The sequence below is a fragment of the Streptomyces sp. NPDC047049 genome (genome assembly GCF_040643995.1).
Classification (GTDB): domain Bacteria; phylum Actinomycetota; class Actinomycetes; order Streptomycetales; family Streptomycetaceae; genus Streptomyces; species Streptomyces mooreae.
Map to the genome: position 1 here is coordinate 1 of NZ_JBEYVM010000036.1, position 16,079 is coordinate 16,079.

Below are 16,079 nucleotides of genomic sequence, written 5' to 3' on the forward strand. Positions count from 1 at the left end.
GGGCCCACTGGCCGCGCCCGCGGGGCTCTCGTTCAGGTGTCGGCGCCGGGTGCGCCGTGGAGCCAGTACAGCCGGACGGCGGCGGCGAGCACGGGCATGGCGGCCGCCGGCGGGGTGCGCAGCTCGGCGAGCGTTGCGGCGGCGGTCTCGCCTGGCGGCAGCTCGGCGAGCGCGGCGGCCTGGTCGGCGCGCTGGCGCAGGGATTCGGCGGTGTCCGGGCCGGTGAGGGTCAGGGTGTTCATGGCTGTGACCATCTCGTTGGCCACGTTGGTGCCGTAGTGCGGGGCTGTGGCGCGGGCTCGGGGCGTGTCCCATGCGGCGGCGAGTTGCGCGGCGGCGGCGAGTAGATCGGCCTGCCACAGCGTGAGCCGGGCGGTCACGGCGGCCTCGTCCTGGTGGTCACCGGTCTGCCGCGCGGTGCGCACCGCGCGTTCGGCGGCGAGCAGGGCACGGGATGCGTGCAGCACTTCGGCGAGAGGCTGGCGGTCGGCGGTGGTCACCTGCCCATTGTCCGCCCCGGATCGGCGCATCCATCGGCGGTCCGTCCTTGCGGGACGGGACTCGATACGCCGCCTCTAGTAGATCTACGGCCTCCATTGGATCTACTGCCTGTCGGCCTGCACCACAGACAGGCAACCCCCGACGGGCCGCAGATGACCGACGGCGTGCGGAGGTACGGGAGCCGGCCGGCCCCAGCCACCCGACCGTAGCGACCCGCCCCCGGCCGGCGGAACCCACCACCGGGAGCCACCACGCTTCCATGTTCTTGATCGTCGCGGTCACGACTGCGGGAGTTCGTGACTCTTGAACACCCGAAGTGCCGGACGTTCGGGGATCAGGGGCCTGCCACGATCCAGATCAGTGTCAGCCGGCGCTCGTCGTCGTGGACGCGGTACAGGACGGTGATCCGGTCGCCGCTGTCGGCCGCCGGGTCGGTCATCGCGCGCCGCAGCTCGGCGCCGCTGATCGGCTCCTCGGTGCCGTGGCGGGGGTCGTCGGCGAGCCGCTTGATCAGGTCGTAGATCGCGCGCCGCTCACCCGCGCTGAGGTGGGCGAACTCGACGTTCAGCCGCTCGGGGAAGTCGACGTTCCAGGGGTCGGCGCTCACGCGGCGGACTCGCCGAGACCGTGCCGGGCGAAGACCTCGGCAGCGGGCACGACGGGTTCGGTGCCGGCGAGAGCGGCGGCGATGGCCGCGGACACCTCGGGACGGGTGCGCAGGGCCCACACGTGCCGGTACTCCGTGACCACCTGGGCCACGTCATCCAGCCGCGCGGCGTCCAGCGCCTCGTTGAAGGCCACCAGGTCGGCCGGGGAGACGGCGGCGAGCGCGGCGCGCAGTTCACGAACAGTCTGCGGGCCCTGCTCGCGCGTGATGCGGTGCGGGTCCGCTGCCTGCGGTGCCTCATGACTGGGGAGCGCGCTCATGCGGGGTTGCCTCCGGGTCCTGGTCCTGCTGCCACGGTACCGCGCCCCGCGCGGCCCGGCCCCGGCTTCTACCGGGTATCCCGCCTCGGGCGGAGACGCGCCGGGTTGCGTGTACACGCGAAAGCAGGGCGGGGGGTGAACAAACCGTTGGCCTCCCGGGACTACGACGGTTCGTTCACCCCGAACGAACCGCCGGGTGACCGGTCGCTGTGACGGGGGCTTGTATGGATCGTTCAGGGTGAACGAACCTGTGGGTGTGGACGCGCCTTACGGCTTCGACGCGGCCAAGCTGCGGGCGGCCCGGTCCGCTGCGGGGGCCTCGGTGGCCCGGATCGCCGCGGCGGCCGGGGTGACCGAGCGGGCGGTGAGCCTGTACCTGGCCGGCGGCCGGGTACCCCGGCCGGAGATCCTGCCGCGCCTGGCGGCGGCGGTCGGCGTCACCCCGGCCGACCTGTGCACGGTCGACCGCGAGCGCCTGGTCCACCTTCGGGTCTGCACCGGCCGCAGCCGCGCCGCGATGGCCGCGGCCCTGGGGATGGCCGCGACGACGTACCGGGAGTTGGAGACCACCGGCAGGCGGGGCCGGCTGAGCAGAAGCCACTACGACCCGGCACAAGATCGCTGGCTTGCCTGGGACGACTGGGCGGCGCCGATCTTCGCCGTCACCCCCGAGCGGCTTGCCGCTGCTGTGCAGGCGACAAGGGAGCACGCGGATGCCGAACGGGCCGAGCGGTGGCGGCTGCTGTGCGAGCGGGACCCCGAGCGGGCCGCGCACATCGATCGCGTCATCACGGACGCTCGCCGCCTTCCCCACTAGGGATCGGGGCATCGGATGCGGCCACTCCACGAACGGCGCCCGTCTCAAAGTGGAAACGGGCGCCGTCGTGTTGGCCTGTCAGGGGCGGCGCCACACCTGAGTGGGGCGCCAGGGCTCAGGGGCCGGGGGCAGCCGGCTGAACTGAGGGAGGGGGACCCGGGCCGCTGCTGCGGCGGTGTTGGTCTCCCGTGCCGCGTCGTGGTGGTCGGCGGTCACTCCGCTGGGGGTCCACTGGTGGCCGTCCCATTCCTCGACCACACGCGGGGTGCCGGGGTCGACGTGGCCGGCGTGCTGGCCGTCGCCGAGGGGGACGGCCTTGCGCTCGCCCGGGGCGGGGCGGTGCCGGTCCCGTCGTGCTGCCCACTCGCTGAGTGGCTCGTCGTCCATGCTCGCCTTCCCTGCGGTGTCGTCTGGGCCAGTGTGCCGGGTTCCGAAAACAGCCGGCAACAGCCCCGGCGACCCCGGTGGTCAGATGGTGACGGTCCAGCCGCCACGGGTCAGGGTGGTGGTCCCGTCGGGTGTGATGGTCACACGGGCGCCGTACACGGGAAGTTCGCCCTGTTCGAGCCACCGCCAACGGATCTCGTCAACGATGTCCCACAGGCGGCGGGGGCCGCCCTGGTGCACGGTGGCCGTCCGTTCGCCGGGTTTGGTATGGGCTCTGGCCCACGATCCGTCGGCGTGCAGCATCCACACCGTCCGGCCGCCGTCTTCGTCGGTGCCTGTGCGGTGCTCGATTCCGGGGGCGGTGAGCGACAGCATCGACCAGACTTCCCACGCCTGGGTGACGTCCACGGCCGGGAAGGGGCTTTCTGTGACGTCGTCGCCTTCGCGGTCGCGGACGGCGGTGAACAGTTCGTCGTGCATCGGCGGATAGTCGTCACCGGTCCGCGTGGTCATGAACATCGCCCGGTCCCACTCGACGTGACCCCTCGCGCCGCCGTCAGCGGCCTTGTCTGCGGTGAGGATCAGTCCGGTGCCGGTGAGGGTGGTCACCAGCCGGCCGCCGGGACGGAGCGCGGCGAGCCACGATCCCGGGATGCGCGGCACGGACACCATGGACACGATGCGGTCGAAGACGCCGGGCAGCCCTTCGCCGGCGTCCTTGGTGACGACGTCGGGTTGCAGGCCGATGGCGTCCAGGCGCTCCGCTGCTGCCGCGGTGAGGTAGGGGTCCACGTCCATGGTGGTCACGTACCGGTCGCCGAACCGCTTGCACGCCAAGGCGGCGCTGTAGCCGGAGCCGGTGGCCAGGTCCAATAGGTGAGCGCCGGGATACAGGCGTCCGTGCCGGAGCATCGTCAGAACGAGGCTGGGGTGGGTGGCGGACGAGGTGGGGTGGCCGGTCACCGGCTGGCCGGGCGTCGCGTGGTCGGCGTGGACGGCACCCGCGCGGGTGACGAGTGTCCGATCCGTGTACGCTGCGCGCATCCATGCGTCGGGGTCGGCTGCGCCGTCGGTGACGGTCCAGCCCTGGGGGCCGGCCTCGAACCAGCACGGCACGAACAGGTGCCGGGGCGTGTCAAACACCGCCCGGAACCAGTCGGATTCGGGGTAGGAGACCGAGCGCGCGAGGGCAGCAGCGTGCGGCATCCAGTCCATCAGGAACCTCCCTGTAGTTCGTCGGCGATCGCTTCGGCGATCGGCAGTCCGGTCGCACCCTGGATCCAGTCCCACTGCCCGCACGGGTTCACCTCCAGGAAGGTCCACCGCCCGTCGGGGTCCACGACGAAATCGGCTGCTCCGTAGCGCAATTGCAGCCGGTCCATCAAGCGCAGCATCCCCACCGCGACCGGTTCGGGGACCGTGGTGGTGGTGTAGGTGAGGGACCCGTAGTCGCTGCGCCAGTCCTCGTGTGCGGCATCGCTGCCGGCGTGGATGGCGGCGGCGAACATTTTCCGGCCGACCACGGTGAGGCGTACCTCGTAGTCCTTGCTGACCCACGCTTGGAAGAGGTGCGCGGTGCTGTCGATGCCTCGCAGGTCGTCCAGGTCGGCGGCGCTCACGATGCGGGTGTACACCGACTTGAGCTGACCGTCTTCGATCAGCACGGGTGAGGCGACCGGCTTGCACACGATGTCATCGGCGAGGCCGGCGGCGAAGGCTCGGACGTCGTCCGGCCGGTTCGTGATCAGGGTGGGCGGGATGGTGAGCCCGCATGCGCGGGCTGCGGCGAGCTGCACGGGCTTGAACTCGGCTCGCGCAAGGGCGGTCGGGTGGTTCACCCACCGGCACTCCAGTGCGGACAGGACACCGCCGAGACCGGCGCGGGCCTGGGCGGCTGCGAATCTCTCCTCCGGGCCGGACATCCCCTCTGGGAAACGGAACGCCCCGGGGGCGCGGTAGTAGACCGCGCCGACCCGGGACAGCTCCACCGTCCGGTGTTCGGTGGTGAATTCGCCCGTCCACGCCTGCCCCTGGTCGATGCGTGCCCCCAGGGTGAGCCGTTGCGGGAAGTCGGTGGTGTCCATGCGGAACACCTCCACCCCGCGCGCCTCCAGCTCGACCACGACCCTGTCAGTGGGCCAGTCGTCGGCAGCGGCGACGATCAGGACGGGCGCGGGCATCAGTCCTTCGGCCCCTCGTCCAGCGGCGGCGGGTTCGTGGTCGAACCGTCCGGAACGGTCGGTGAGTGGGTGTTCGCCATGCAGGTGAGACGGCCTCCGTCGTCGGACACGTTGACCTGGCGGCCGTAGTCGTAGACGTGTGCCGGGACACGGACGGCGCTGGTCGAGTCGGGGACACGGGCACCGCGCAGTGCCCAGGGCCGCGTGTCCGGCCCGGACGGTGCTTCGGTGCTGTGCGGCAGACGGCCGCCGGGTGCTGTGAGGGGGAACGCCTCACGCTCAAGTGCGGTGGTCATGGAACCTCTCTCTCGTCGGGTTCTCCTGATGAGCCGGCCGGGACGCGAACGTGTGATGAGCGGCGTCCCGGCCGGGGCCTTGGGTGGCCGGGCTCCTCTCGGGGGTGAGGCGCCCGGCCGGGGGCCTGGCTGATGATCAGCGCCAGAGCCCCGGCCCGCGCGGTGCCGACTGCCGTTCTGACAGCCGCGCGGGAGCTTGGGTAACCGGCGGGGCCCGAGGGGGGAGCCGTGACGTCCCGGGCCCCGCCGGCGACTACATGGCGACCATGACGAGCGCCAGGACCAGGGCGGCGGTCGCCACCATCCCGATCACCACCGGCCGCCGGTCGAATGGGCCCCGGTGCCGCGGGCCTCCGCGGTGGCGGCTCACCGTGCTTCCAGCGGGGGCCTGACACCGTACCGGTCCTGGTGCGAAGAACGCCCCTGAACGCCGCCCTTGTCTGCTGGCGCGTGGTCCGGCTGCTCAACTGCGGGCGGCTCGGCGCGGGCCTGTGCCGTCGTGACGCCGAGTGCGCCGAGAGACAGCAGCGGCAGCCCCAACCCCAGCGTCAGGCGGTCACGCAGCGGCAGCGAAGCCGGTTTCGCGTGCCGGGGCGCGGGACGTAACGACGGCTCCGGGATGCCGTGCCACCGCGCCGTCACCGGGCACCGCCCACGGCCAGCTCAGCCCAGCACCGTTTCCCCCAAGGACCACGCTTGTGTGAGCCGAGCAGGTCATAGCCCCATCCGTCGGCGAGTGCGTCAACAAGGCGCAGGCCTCGGCCACTCTCTGCTTCCCCATCCACGTCCGCCGGGCACAACTCGGGCGTCCGGTGGGGTGTCTTGTCGACCACGGCAAGTCGTACACGAGTGGGGGTGGGGCGGTCCACGATGACGCGAACATGGCGGCTGGGGGTGTGGGTGATCGCGTTGGTGGCGAGTTCGGAGATCAGCAGGGCCGCTGTCTCCGCCTGGGGCCCGAAGCCCCATAGGTGCATGGCCTGACGCGCCAAGCGGCGGGCCTCCTCCACAACCGCGGGGGAAGCGGCCCGGGTGACGTTGTAGCCGGGGTGGCCGTTCGCGGCCGGCTGTACAGCGGACATCGTCAACGGGCACCGCCTAGCACGTCGTAGGCGCCGAAGTCCGCGGGAGCCATCCAACCGGATGGACCTCCGAGCCGGTCGGCGAACGCGCGAGCGGCTGGGGCTATCGGGGTGGTACGGCGGATCGGCGCCGCCGTGCTCCTGGTGGTGCTCGTCCTGCGGTGGTGCTCCTGCGGGTTGGCGGTCATCGCGGCCTCAACTGCTCGCGGGGTGTGGAGGGGGGTGACGTGCCCGCACGCGACGGGGGGACACGCACGGACACGTCAGACGATGACTGCACGTCACTGCATGATCATTAAGTGACGAACCGTCAATGTCTCTGGGTAGCATGGCGGTTCGACGCCCGCTGTGCAATATCGACGCCTCAACCATCGAAATTTCGATCTGACGTGCTATCCACAACGCAACCGTGTCGTGGAACACTTCGACCATGACCAATGGGCACGCAACGCCGACGATGACCAGGCGTCGAATCGGCGCCCTGCTGCGTCGCTACCGCATCGGCGCCGAGATGGCATCGAAGGATGCAGCGCGGGCCGCCGGTCTCGACCCAACCCGTATCGGTCGCATCGAACAGGGCCGCTACCGGATCACCCCGGAACAGATCACGGCCCTGATGTCGGCCTACGGCGTCGATGACGAGGGCGCCCGTGAGGAGCTGTGCCGGGCCGCTCAGGAACCGCCGAATGCCGGATGGTGGACGCCCTACCGCACCCACCTGACCACCGCGTACGCCGACTTCATCGCTCTTGAGTCGGATGCGACCAGCCTGCGCGTACAGCATCCAGTCGTGATCCCGGGACTGCTTCAGTGCCCGTCCTACGCGCGAGCCATGCTGGAGAGCAGCATTCATCCGCCGACCCGCGAGCGCGCCGATACGCTGTTCGCCGTTCGGATGGGCCGTCAGCAGATCATCAACCGCCCGGGTACTCCCGTGCGGCTGCACGCCGTCGTCCCCGAGGCCGCGTTCCGTGCGCGGTTCGAGACCCCCACCGTGATCAGGGAGCAGGCACGGCATCTACTGACCCTGTCCGAGCAGGAGAACGTGACGATCCAAGTCCTCCTGCTGGAATCCCCACCCAACTTCGGGATGTACCAGGCGGGAACGCTGCTGGAGTTCAGGCACCCGTGGCCTGCGGCCCTCAGCTTCGACAACTGGCGCGGCGGCAGCATCACCGAAGACGCGGACGAGGTGGCCGCCATGGAGACGCACTTTGACCAGCTCTCCAAGATCGCACTTTCCGCGGAAGACTCCGCGGAATTCCTTGAGAACCAATTGCAGAAGGGCTAACCGTGAAGAGGTTCGACAAGACCGGCATGGAGACGCTGACGTGGGTCAAGTCCTCGTACAGCGGTGAACAGGGTCAGTGTGTCGAGGTGGCTGACGCCCGCGCCGCCCGTGGGGTGATGGCTATCCGGGACTCGAAGGACCCGCAAGGCCCCATCCTCGCCTTCTCCCCGGCCGCCTTCACCGAGTTCATCACCGACGCATCCGCCGGGGCTTACGACATCGGCTGATCCACCACCGTGACGCACACGAGGGCCGCCCCCCAGAGCAGATGGGGGGCGGCCCTCGTTCGTACGTTTGGACCCTACCCAGGGGCGCCGACAACGACCCCGACGGCACCCCGGCGTGCACCGTCAGTCAAGCTCGCCCCGTGCTCGGTGCCGTAGGTCAGACGGCGACCGGCTGGCCGTTGACAGCTCGGTGGTGCTCGGTGGTGCTCGGCTGTTGCTCGGCGGTGCGCTGCGGGAACGGTCGTACGCGCTCGGCGTGCTCGGTTACGGGCTGCGGGCGCCGGTCGGCTGCTCGGCTGTGCTCGGCGGTGCTCGGCTCGTGCTCGCCTGCCGTTGCTTCCTGCTCGGCAGCGATGACCCGGGGCAGGACGCGGGCGAACTCCGCGCGCCACGCGCGGGCCCGGCTCCCCGATACCTCCTCGCGGGTGCGGCCGATGGCGGCCTGTCGCAGGTCCTCCGCGCTCGGCGGCTGCTCGCCTCGCTGGCGGGCCGCGCGGTACAGCTCCCATGCCGCTTGCTTGCCCTCGCTCTGCCACAGGTGGCCGTCCGGGCCGGGCTGGGGCAGCGGGGTCTCGTCGTCGCCCTGTAGCTCGGCGACGGCGGCCCGCAGGTCGTCTAGGACGGCCTGGGCCTCGCGCTGCCGGGCCTCGGCCTGCCGGGTGGCCTCCTGGGCCTCCTGGGCGGCTTTCTCGGCCTCCTGGCGCCTGGTCTCAGCGTCGGCCGCTGCGTTGGTGTGGGCGGTGTAGGTGGCCTCAGCCGCCGTGATGAGCTCGTTCAGCTCCGACAGGCGGGAGCGGAGCTCGGTCGTCTCCGCGGCGGCGCCTTGGCGGGCCCGCTCGGCCTCCTGGCCGGCCCGCATCACACGGTCGTACTCCTCTCGCAGCGCATCGAGTTCCCGGGCGGCCGCCTCCCGTCGCTTCTCCGCTTCGTCGGCTGCGGTCCGTGCCTGCTCCTCGTCACGGGCGGCGGCTTCCTGTCGGCTCGTCAGCTCGGCGAGCCGGTGGCTAGCGGCCTCGATCTTGCCCTGAGCGGCCTCGGCCTCCTCCTCGATCTGGAGGCGAGCACGCTCGGCTGCGTCCCGAGCAGCAACCGAGCGCTCGGCCTCCTCGCGGGCCCGGGTGACCTCCTCGACCGAGCGCAGGCGAGCGGCCTCGGCCTCCTCCTCGGCCTGGAGGCGAGCACGCTCGGCTGCGTCCCGAGCATGCTCGGCTTCCTGCTGAGCACGGCGAGCGGCCTTGGCGCGGGCCTCGGCGCTGATGAGGTCGGGGTGCGCGGCGATCGCCATGCGGTCGATGAACGCGTGCACGGTGGCGGCGTCATCGAACGACAGCTGTGCCCATTCCTCGCCGCAGTCCAGCGAAGCGAGTTCGCGAAGGTAGTCGAGACGCTGGGCGTCGTCGGTCGCCACGTTCGCCCGCTGGCGGGCGGCCTGGGCCTCCAGCCGCAGCTTGTTGGCGCGGCGCTCCGCTTTGCGGCGGGCCCTGGTGCCTTCCTTCGTTGCCTCGCGGGCCTTGATGGCGCGGCCGTGCTGGTAGGTGAGCAGTGCGGCGCGCTGGACCTGGGCGCGGCGGGCGAGCGTCTTGGAGCCGCTGGCGTCCAGCCCCCACCGGCCGAACAGGCCGGCCCACGTCCGGCGCCACAGCACCGCGACGAGCCGCAGGGGGCCCGGCTGCCCGCCGGTGTCCTCCTGGTCCCCGCCGGCGGCAACAGCGTTCGCGCTCATCAGCGACAGCAAGCGGTGGTCGATCAGGGCCGCGGACAGCACGGGCACGAAGCCCATGGCCGCGCGGGCTTCCCATCCGTGGGCCTCGGCGATCTGGGCGACCGCCGAGACCATCACCAGCCGCCACGCGAGCCGGTGCGAGCGGCGCATGGGCTCGTTCCAATGTCGGGCGCCGGCCCGTACGGCCTGGTACAGCCCGAGGAAAAGACCGAGTTCGGCACCGTCGAGGATGCCGACGAACCCGATCCGCAGCACGGCGGGCAGGTGGGCGCCGTCGTGGGCGAACCGCCACAGCCCCCACATGCTCACGCTCATGCCGCCGAAGCCGACGATCAGCGTCCAACTGTCGGTGATCGTGGCGAGCATCGTGCGGGGCCGCTCGCCCGTGGCCGCCTGACGGGCGCGGGCGGCCCGGCGGCCGCGGACGACGGCCCGCCAGCTCGCACGGGCCACGGTGCCCATGGCGGCGTAGGTCATGCCCAGGGCGGTCAGCAGCGTGACCGCGGCGACGACGGCCAGCAGCCAGGCCGGCGCTTCCTGGATCTGGTGGACCACGCTGTTCACCGGCCACCTCCTACCGTCATCCGGCCATCGGCGCGAAAGCGTGCGCGTGAGCCGCTGTCCGGGGCCTTACCGTGGTGTTGCATGGGGAGATTCCTCCTCGTCTGTGGCCCCGGGGGCGCTTCGCCGCCAAGCAATCGGCGCTCCTGGGGCACGCTCGTGGGGACGGCAGATCTTCCATCTCCGGTAGATCTGCTGGATCTGCCGTATCTGGGTGATCTATGCGGCCGGGGGCCGGGTCGGCAGGCTGCGGCCTTCGGGCATGGGCGGGAAAGGCTCGCCGCCGGTGAACTGCTCCCGCATGCGGTCGATCTCGCGGATGAGCGCGGCCTCGGCCAGCTCGGTGAGGCTCGCGTAGCCGCCGGGCCGGTTGTTCGTCCAGTAGACGATGGCGCGGGCTTCGCTCTGCACCGAGTCCAAGACGTACGCCTGGAACTTGACGCGCTTCTCGGGGGCCGGTTGCGGCGGCACCTCGGCCTGCGGCTTGGCTGGCTCCTCGGCCTGGCCCGCGCCGGTGCCGGCCTCGCTGTCGGCCGCCTCGCGTTCGGCCTCATTGCGGGCAGCCAGGCGCTCGGCGAGGATCTCGGCCCGGGTCTTCGGCGGCGTCGTCACGCGATCATCTCCCATACCTTCTTGGCAAGCTCGTCATAGACGTAGTTGGCGTCGTAGACGGGCGACGCGTAGTCGGTGAGCAGCATGTCCGCGTCCCACGCCTCCTTGATCTTGGAACGGACGGGCATCTCGCCCAGCTTGGGGAGCGGCATCGCCTCGAACTCGGCCCGGTACTTCTTGGCGACTTTCGTGTCTGTCGCCTGGTTGGCGAACCAACCCATCAGCGGCACCCGCACGTCCAGGGTCATCTCCAACGACTCGATCTGGTCCAGCAGCGTCTCAAAGCACCGCATCGAGGGACCGTCGAGCATCACGACCACCAAAACTCCGCCGCGCTTCCGCTTGGCCGCGGCGTAGATCGCGTTATCGGTACCCGACCCAAGGTCGGGCTCGCAGTCGATCAAGATCGCGTCGTAGTAGTGCAGCAGCGGTTGAAGGGCAAGCCACAGCCGCCGCTCGCGGCCGCGCATGCCCACCAGCTCGCTCTTGAGCTTGAACAGGTCCAGCCGCGCCGGAAGGATGTGCAGATCTTCCGTCACGGCATACACCAGCTCGGTGACGGGGGCAGCCCCGTCTTTCTCCAGCAGCACCGACGCAAGGCCGGTCGCGGCGAGGTCTTCGGAGACGCCCACACCGTCCGAGAGCGTGCCGTTGGGGTCGAAATCCACGTACAGGACCCGGACCTTCTTGCCGTTCGGCTTGACGCGGCGACTGAGCTTGTCCCCCAGCCCCTTGGTGGTCTCCGTCTTGCCCACTCCGCCCTTCTGCATGGTGACGGCAATCACGGCAGCCTCGTCCTCGACGGGTTCGAGCTGCGCGAAGTCGACCCTCGGCAACTCGCCGGCCGGGGCAGTCACTACGGGCTGTGCCATATCTACTCCCTCCCTCTCTCCAATAGATCTACTAGAGGTGGTACCTCTACCGGATACTCCAGTTCGTGCGATCTGCCGTGTATCTACTGGGTGCCTTGGAGGCGGGAGAGTCATTCGATCCCTCCACTCTCGTGGTGGTAGAGCCCGATTCGGCGGGCGTTCAGACCATCTGACGGCACAGTAGATGCGCCGGATACTACGCCGGTGGTACCGCCTTCGTATCTGCGTGTCCCACTGTATCTAGTGGATCTACTGGATACAGTAGAAGTGTGAAAGAGGGGCCGGGTGTTGACGGCCCGGCCCCTCGTGGTTCGGCCCGAGCGTGTGCGGTTCAGGGCGCACAGTGGGCCTCGATCCTGTTGGGAGGATCTGCAATGAGCGTACCGACGAAGACCTTGGGTGAGCTGATCGCGGAGGCGGCTGAGGTGGCGGCGGCCGCCTCGTCGGCGGCCCGGGTGCGTGTGTTCGCGCTGGAGCCGCCCGAGGTGGCGCGGGTGACCACCGGGGTGCCGGTTGACGACCTGGTGGCGCTGGCCGCGTCGCTGGACGGCTCGCCGGCGTGGGCGGGCCGGTTCGTGGACCGCTACGCGGCGGGCCTGGTGCTCGGCGGGGCGGCGGTCTGACGGTCTGGGAACACGCTGAGGGCGGTTCACGTGTACACGTGAACCGCCCTCGTGTTGTGCCGGGAGGTTAGTCGATGCCTTCGGGGGTGAGGTTGGGGTCGTCCAGCGCGACCAGCCATGTGCCGTCGGGCTGTTTCTCGCACACCACGTAGGTGGTGGCCGGCTTCTCCTTCTTCACAGTGTGCCTGTCCTTGGTGAGGGCCGGGGTGTAGGTGGCCTGGTAGACGATGCGGTTGCCCTTGGCCGCGGCCTGGGTGACCTTGATGTCCACCGGCTCGCGGGTGAGTCCGGCGGGGGGCGCGTCGTAGACGGGCTGGCCGATGCCGCGTTCGGCGTTGTCCGGCGCCATGTACGCCTCGGCCCGCCGTGGCGGAGCGGTGGCGTCGGCGGCGGTGACGGTCTGGCTCGCCGTCAGGTAGGCGCGGACGACGGCGGCCGGGTCACGCAGGTGCGCGGTCGCGGACGGGGCCGGGCCGGGGGAGTGGGCCTCGGGGTCCGCCTGGTGGGCCGGCGCCCTGGTGGTGGCCGCTGCCGGTTTGGCGTCGCTGCTCGGGCCGCTGCCGCAGCCGGCGACCAGCGCGGCGGCCGCGGCGGCGAGCACCACGGCGGCCGCCGTGCGCGAGGGGGTGTTCATCCTCGGCCTTCCCTTCTATTCCAGGAACGAGACGTGTACGTGGTCGTAGTGCCCGCCGGTGATGGTGGTGGGGTCGTTGATGCCGTTCTGGTACGGGCGCCCCCATCCGCCCTGGTCCTCGGGGTGCTTGACGGACCAGATGCGGCCCTGCCAGATCACGTACCACACGTGCAGCTCGCTGGCGTGGGCACGCAGCCATCCGGCCAGCGCCCATCCCTGGCTGAGCTGGGGCATGCCGGGCCTGGATCCGAGGGGGCCGGGCGCGAAGTCACACGCCCGTCCGAGGGGGTGTTCGCCGCCGTCGCTGCGGTCCTCCTGGCACCCGATCGAGTTCCACACGGGGAACGCCTTGGTGATCTCGGCGTACCCGTGGGCGGTGGCGCCGGTCAGGCACCGGCCCCCGCTCGGGTCGTCCTTGCTGCATCCGGTGGCGCCGCCGCTGTAGGGGGCGGGGCCTGCGGGGAGGTTGACGGCTACGGGGATGGGCCCGGCCGCGCCGGCGTTGGCGGTGGTGCCGCCGGCGAACTCCTTCTCGTACTTGTGGATGCTGGCGATATAGCCGGTGATGGCGTCCACGCAGGACTGCCCGCACCCCGCCTCACCGGCGGTCGGGATCCCGGTCGCGGAGTCGGTCACCCGGCTGCACCCCGCGATGTGGCACACGGCCATGGCGTCCAGCGGATCGATCTTCTTCTCGGGGTGCTGGGCGAGGTAGCGGGTCATCTGCCGCAGGTGCCCGCACGTGAACTGGATGCCCACCCGCAGGTGCGTGGCCGGGTCCCATACCGCGTTGTCGTCCGGCGGCGGGGCCCCGAGCGCCCAGTCCCCGTACGTGCCGTACACGGACGCCCATTCGGGGCGGCCCATCTGGTACAGGCCGGCGGCGCCGCCGTTGGAGTTGCCGGTGTACGCCTTCGGGTTCCAGCTCGATTCCGTCATCACGTGCGCGAAGATCCACACCACCGGCATCTCGGGGCACTGGGTTTGCAGCGTGTTGACGGTGGCGTACATCTTCCGCGCGAGGGCGGGCAGGGCCGCGGCGTTCACCGCGCCGCCGAGTCCGCCCGCGTACGTGCAGGCAAGGCCACTCCCGCCGGCCGGGCTGTTGGGCATGTTCCAGCCGGGATCGTTGGGGTTGCCGGGCTTGGCGACGCCGGCCTTGGACAGGTAGGGCTCGGGGTTCACCGGCAGGTGGTGTCCGCTGATCATCGGCCGCACCTCGAAGTGCAGGTGCGGGCCGGTCACGTTGCCGGTGGCGCCCACCCGGCCGATCAGGGCCCCGGCCTTCACGCGGGCGCCGGGGGTGGCGTCGATGTGGGACAGGTGCGCGTACATCGTCTCGACGTTGTCCGCGTGCAGGACGATGACGAAGTTGCCGTAGGCGTTGTTGTCCTCGGTGCCGTAGGCGTGGGTGGCGAGCACCACGCCGTCGGCCGCCGCGTACACCGCGGTGCCGGTCGGCTTGGGGAAGTCGACGCCACTGTGCCCCTTCACCCAATGGCCGCCCTTCTCCCCGAAGCGGGTGCCGATGTTGAACGGCGGTGGCACCGGGTAGACCCACGGGCTCGGCGCGATCTCGCTGACCGGCACCGGCGGCTTGACGTCGGCCTGGCGGATCGGCAGATCGATGTACGCGGCGTTGGCCGTCCCCGGAGAGTCCGGGCCGCTGGCCGTGCCGCCTCGCCCTGGTGCGCTGCCCGCGCTTGACTGGTCGCAGGTGACGGCGGCCTGGGCCACGCCGTCGCTGGTGCCTCCGATCGTGATGAACAGCATGGGCAGGATCACGAGCAGTGCGAGAACTCCTCCGCCTATGCCGACTGCGGCCTTACTGCTGCCTGTTGCTTGCATGGGGCGCCATGGCCTCCCTCCCTCACGTGCCGCACCCCCCGTTGGCGACAGGGCGGCCGATTCGTCTCTTCTCTTCTGGTCAGGGCCCCTTGACACGGCGCGCGGTCGCCGTCCTGGCGTGCGTCCAGGCGGCGACGAACGTTGTCAGATCCACGTCGTAGGCTCGGGCCCATGCGGGAGCGTCGCGGGGATGAGTGACACCTCGCTCTGTGCTGCTGACCGTGCCGGGGGTCACCCCGAGCGCGCGGGCGATCTCCGAACCCGTCAGCCCTGCCCTCTCCCGGATGTGACGCAAAGTCGGCTTTGCCGGAAGGGGGGCGAGATAGGTCGGCTTGACCCCAAGTGCCTCGGCGAGACGACGCAGCAGCGCGGGCGGGGGCTTCTGCTCGCCCCGTTCCAGGCGGGAGATCGAGTTCGGGTTGGAGTCCACCGCCACCGCGAGCTCGGCGCACGACAGTGCCCGGCGTTGGCGGGCCCGGTGCAGCCGGTCCCCCCGGAACCCCTCGACCCCTCCGCGGCTCACGCACCGCCTCCATTAACGCCGTGACAAGGAACGGAAGCCGACTGTACAGTAAGTCGACAGTAACCGACATGAATAAGCGACATAAGCTGAGCTCCAACGCTGCTCTGGCAAGGCGTCGCTATCCAACCACCGCTAAGGAAGGGGGCCCTTCATGGATGTGTTCAGACGCGGGCGCCGATCGCCCGTGGGCCCGGGGCTTCCCCCGCTGTTCATCCCCGAGGTGGCGGTGGCCGGCTGCCACGGCGGTTCAGGAGCCTCTACCGTTACCCGGCTGCTGGCCCCCAGCGCACACGAAATTCCGCTCGCGCAGATGCACGTGGGCGCCGTGCCCCTGGTCCTCGTCTGCCGTGGCAACGCCTACGGCACCGCCATGGCGACCACTGCCGTCAGCGGCGCCCAGCACAACCTCCGCCACGGATGGCTCACCCGCCCGCCGGTCCTGGTCGTCGTCGCTGACAGCCCCCTGCCGGAGCCGCCGACCGCCCGCGCACGCCTGAAACTGCTGCAAGACCGCGTCGCAGCAATCGTCCGGTTGCCCTTCGTCCCGCTGTGGCGGGACGTGGACAACCCGCTCAGCGTCACCGCTCCGCGCAACGTCGTGGAGGCGGTGGCCGCCATGCGAACCGCTCTGTCCGCACCACCTGTCACCAATCCCGGAGTACGCGCATGATCACCGCCCTGCACCACGCACACGAACTCGTCACTCTCGCCGGAGACATCCCCAACCCCGGCGCCAAGACGCCCAACCAGCTCACCACCGCCCGTGACACCCTGCTGGGCTGGCTGAAGTGGGGCGGCTACTCGATCGCCGCGGGCTCGATCATCCTGTCCGGGATCAAGATGCTGTGGGGCTCCGGCGGCGGCCGGGGCGCCACCACCGCAGCCGACGCCGCCGTCGAGATCCCGTGGAAGGTTCTCGGCGTCGCCCTGATCTCCGGCGGCGCCGGCCTCCTCGGCACGTTCGTGGGGGGCTGA

At 70.8% G+C, this 16,079-nt stretch carries 20 protein-coding genes; 6 read left to right on the plus strand and 14 right to left on the minus strand.

Going from position 1 to position 16,079, the window contains the following annotated elements; all coding sequences use genetic code 11:
- Positions 1 to 32: 32 nt before the first annotated feature.
- The 3 genes from ABZ851_RS36780 to ABZ851_RS36790 all read right to left on the minus strand — a co-directional run bounded on the left by ABZ851_RS36780 (position 33) and on the right by ABZ851_RS36790 (position 1,428).
- Positions 33 to 500 carry a hypothetical protein gene (locus ABZ851_RS36780; protein ID WP_361136989.1) on the minus strand — a complete coding sequence of 156 codons (468 nt, stop codon included), beginning with the start codon at positions 498 to 500 and terminating at the stop codon, positions 33 to 35.
- 335 nt (positions 501 to 835) lie between these two features.
- Positions 836 to 1,108 (minus strand): hypothetical protein, encoded by a 273-nt coding sequence (locus ABZ851_RS36785; RefSeq protein WP_361136991.1) that lies wholly within the window; start codon positions 1,106 to 1,108, stop codon positions 836 to 838.
- The gene (locus ABZ851_RS36790) at positions 1,105 to 1,428 is read right to left on the minus strand and encodes a hypothetical protein (protein WP_361136993.1); all 324 of its coding nucleotides are present in this window, start codon (positions 1,426 to 1,428) and stop codon (positions 1,105 to 1,107) included. The genes ABZ851_RS36785 and ABZ851_RS36790 overlap by 4 nt, the downstream gene beginning before the upstream one ends.
- Before the next feature lie 238 nt (positions 1,429 to 1,666).
- Between ABZ851_RS36790 and ABZ851_RS36795 the strand changes: the two genes are divergently transcribed.
- A complete protein-coding gene (locus ABZ851_RS36795; RefSeq protein ID WP_361136995.1) occupies positions 1,667 to 2,245 on the plus strand; it encodes a helix-turn-helix domain-containing protein in 579 nt (192 codons plus the stop codon).
- Between the two features lie 78 nt (positions 2,246 to 2,323).
- Here the strand turns inward: ABZ851_RS36795 and ABZ851_RS36800 are convergent, their stop codons facing one another.
- The 5 genes from ABZ851_RS36800 to ABZ851_RS36820 form a co-directional block, all read right to left on the minus strand.
- Positions 2,324 to 2,632 (minus strand): DUF6087 family protein, encoded by a 309-nt coding sequence (locus ABZ851_RS36800; protein WP_361136997.1) that lies wholly within the window; start codon positions 2,630 to 2,632, stop codon positions 2,324 to 2,326.
- Positions 2,633 to 2,713: 81 nt separating this feature from the next.
- On the minus strand, positions 2,714 to 3,847 hold the full coding sequence (locus ABZ851_RS36805) for a protein-L-isoaspartate(D-aspartate) O-methyltransferase (RefSeq protein WP_361136999.1): 1,134 nt from the start codon (positions 3,845 to 3,847) through the stop codon (positions 2,714 to 2,716).
- On the minus strand, positions 3,847 to 4,812 hold the full coding sequence (gene tgmB / locus ABZ851_RS36810) for an ATP-grasp ribosomal peptide maturase (RefSeq protein WP_361137001.1): 966 nt from the start codon (positions 4,810 to 4,812) through the stop codon (positions 3,847 to 3,849). Before tgmB ends, ABZ851_RS36805 begins: the two co-directional genes overlap by 1 nt.
- Positions 4,812 to 5,108 (minus strand): putative ATP-grasp-modified RiPP, encoded by a 297-nt coding sequence (tgmA, locus tag ABZ851_RS36815; protein ID WP_361137003.1) that lies wholly within the window; start codon positions 5,106 to 5,108, stop codon positions 4,812 to 4,814. Before tgmA ends, tgmB begins: the two co-directional genes overlap by 1 nt.
- A gap of 638 nt (positions 5,109 to 5,746) precedes the next feature.
- Positions 5,747 to 6,190 carry an ATP-binding protein gene (locus ABZ851_RS36820; RefSeq protein WP_361137005.1) on the minus strand — a complete coding sequence of 148 codons (444 nt, stop codon included), beginning with the start codon at positions 6,188 to 6,190 and terminating at the stop codon, positions 5,747 to 5,749.
- Between the two features lie 430 nt (positions 6,191 to 6,620).
- Here ABZ851_RS36820 and ABZ851_RS36825 point away from each other — a divergent pair, with 430 nt between their 5' ends.
- Together ABZ851_RS36825 and ABZ851_RS36830 are read left to right on the plus strand one after the other, a co-directional pair.
- A complete protein-coding gene (locus ABZ851_RS36825) occupies positions 6,621 to 7,481 on the plus strand; it encodes a helix-turn-helix transcriptional regulator (protein WP_361137007.1) in 861 nt (286 codons plus the stop codon).
- Positions 7,482 to 7,507: 26 nt separating this feature from the next.
- The gene (locus ABZ851_RS36830) at positions 7,508 to 7,708 is read left to right on the plus strand and encodes a DUF397 domain-containing protein (RefSeq protein ID WP_361137050.1); all 201 of its coding nucleotides are present in this window, start codon (positions 7,508 to 7,510) and stop codon (positions 7,706 to 7,708) included.
- Positions 7,709 to 7,865: 157 nt separating this feature from the next.
- Here the strand turns inward: ABZ851_RS36830 and ABZ851_RS36835 are convergent, their stop codons facing one another.
- From ABZ851_RS36835 to ABZ851_RS36845, 3 genes are all read right to left on the minus strand, one after another.
- Complete coding sequence (locus ABZ851_RS36835) at positions 7,866 to 9,995, minus strand: hypothetical protein (RefSeq protein WP_361137009.1); 2,130 nt, start codon at positions 9,993 to 9,995, stop codon at positions 7,866 to 7,868.
- 216 nt (positions 9,996 to 10,211) lie between these two features.
- Positions 10,212 to 10,604 (minus strand): hypothetical protein, encoded by a 393-nt coding sequence (locus ABZ851_RS36840; protein WP_361137011.1) that lies wholly within the window; start codon positions 10,602 to 10,604, stop codon positions 10,212 to 10,214.
- Positions 10,601 to 11,476 (minus strand): AAA family ATPase, encoded by an 876-nt coding sequence (locus tag ABZ851_RS36845; protein WP_361137013.1) that lies wholly within the window; start codon positions 11,474 to 11,476, stop codon positions 10,601 to 10,603. The genes ABZ851_RS36840 and ABZ851_RS36845 overlap by 4 nt, the downstream gene beginning before the upstream one ends.
- A gap of 374 nt (positions 11,477 to 11,850) precedes the next feature.
- Between ABZ851_RS36845 and ABZ851_RS36850 the strand changes: the two genes are divergently transcribed.
- Complete coding sequence (locus ABZ851_RS36850; RefSeq protein WP_361137015.1) at positions 11,851 to 12,099, plus strand: hypothetical protein; 249 nt, start codon at positions 11,851 to 11,853, stop codon at positions 12,097 to 12,099.
- A 67-nt stretch (positions 12,100 to 12,166) separates the two neighbouring features.
- Here the strand turns inward: ABZ851_RS36850 and ABZ851_RS36855 are convergent, their stop codons facing one another.
- The 3 genes from ABZ851_RS36855 to ABZ851_RS36865 form a co-directional block, all read right to left on the minus strand.
- Positions 12,167 to 12,733 carry a hypothetical protein gene (locus ABZ851_RS36855; RefSeq protein ID WP_361137017.1) on the minus strand — a complete coding sequence of 189 codons (567 nt, stop codon included), beginning with the start codon at positions 12,731 to 12,733 and terminating at the stop codon, positions 12,167 to 12,169.
- Between the two features lie 15 nt (positions 12,734 to 12,748).
- Positions 12,749 to 14,518, minus strand: coding sequence for a peptidoglycan DD-metalloendopeptidase family protein (locus tag ABZ851_RS36860; protein ID WP_361137019.1), 1,770 nt, complete (start codon positions 14,516 to 14,518; stop codon positions 12,749 to 12,751).
- Positions 14,519 to 14,660: 142 nt separating this feature from the next.
- Positions 14,661 to 15,104: a helix-turn-helix transcriptional regulator gene (locus ABZ851_RS36865; protein WP_361137021.1), complete on the minus strand. Its 444-nt coding sequence runs from the start codon at positions 15,102 to 15,104 to the stop codon at positions 14,661 to 14,663.
- A gap of 151 nt (positions 15,105 to 15,255) precedes the next feature.
- Between ABZ851_RS36865 and ABZ851_RS36870 the strand changes: the two genes are divergently transcribed.
- On the plus strand, positions 15,256 to 15,774 hold the full coding sequence (locus ABZ851_RS36870; RefSeq protein WP_361137023.1) for a hypothetical protein: 519 nt from the start codon (positions 15,256 to 15,258) through the stop codon (positions 15,772 to 15,774).
- Complete coding sequence (locus tag ABZ851_RS36875) at positions 15,771 to 16,079, plus strand: hypothetical protein (protein WP_361137025.1); 309 nt, start codon at positions 15,771 to 15,773, stop codon at positions 16,077 to 16,079. Before ABZ851_RS36870 ends, ABZ851_RS36875 begins: the two co-directional genes overlap by 4 nt.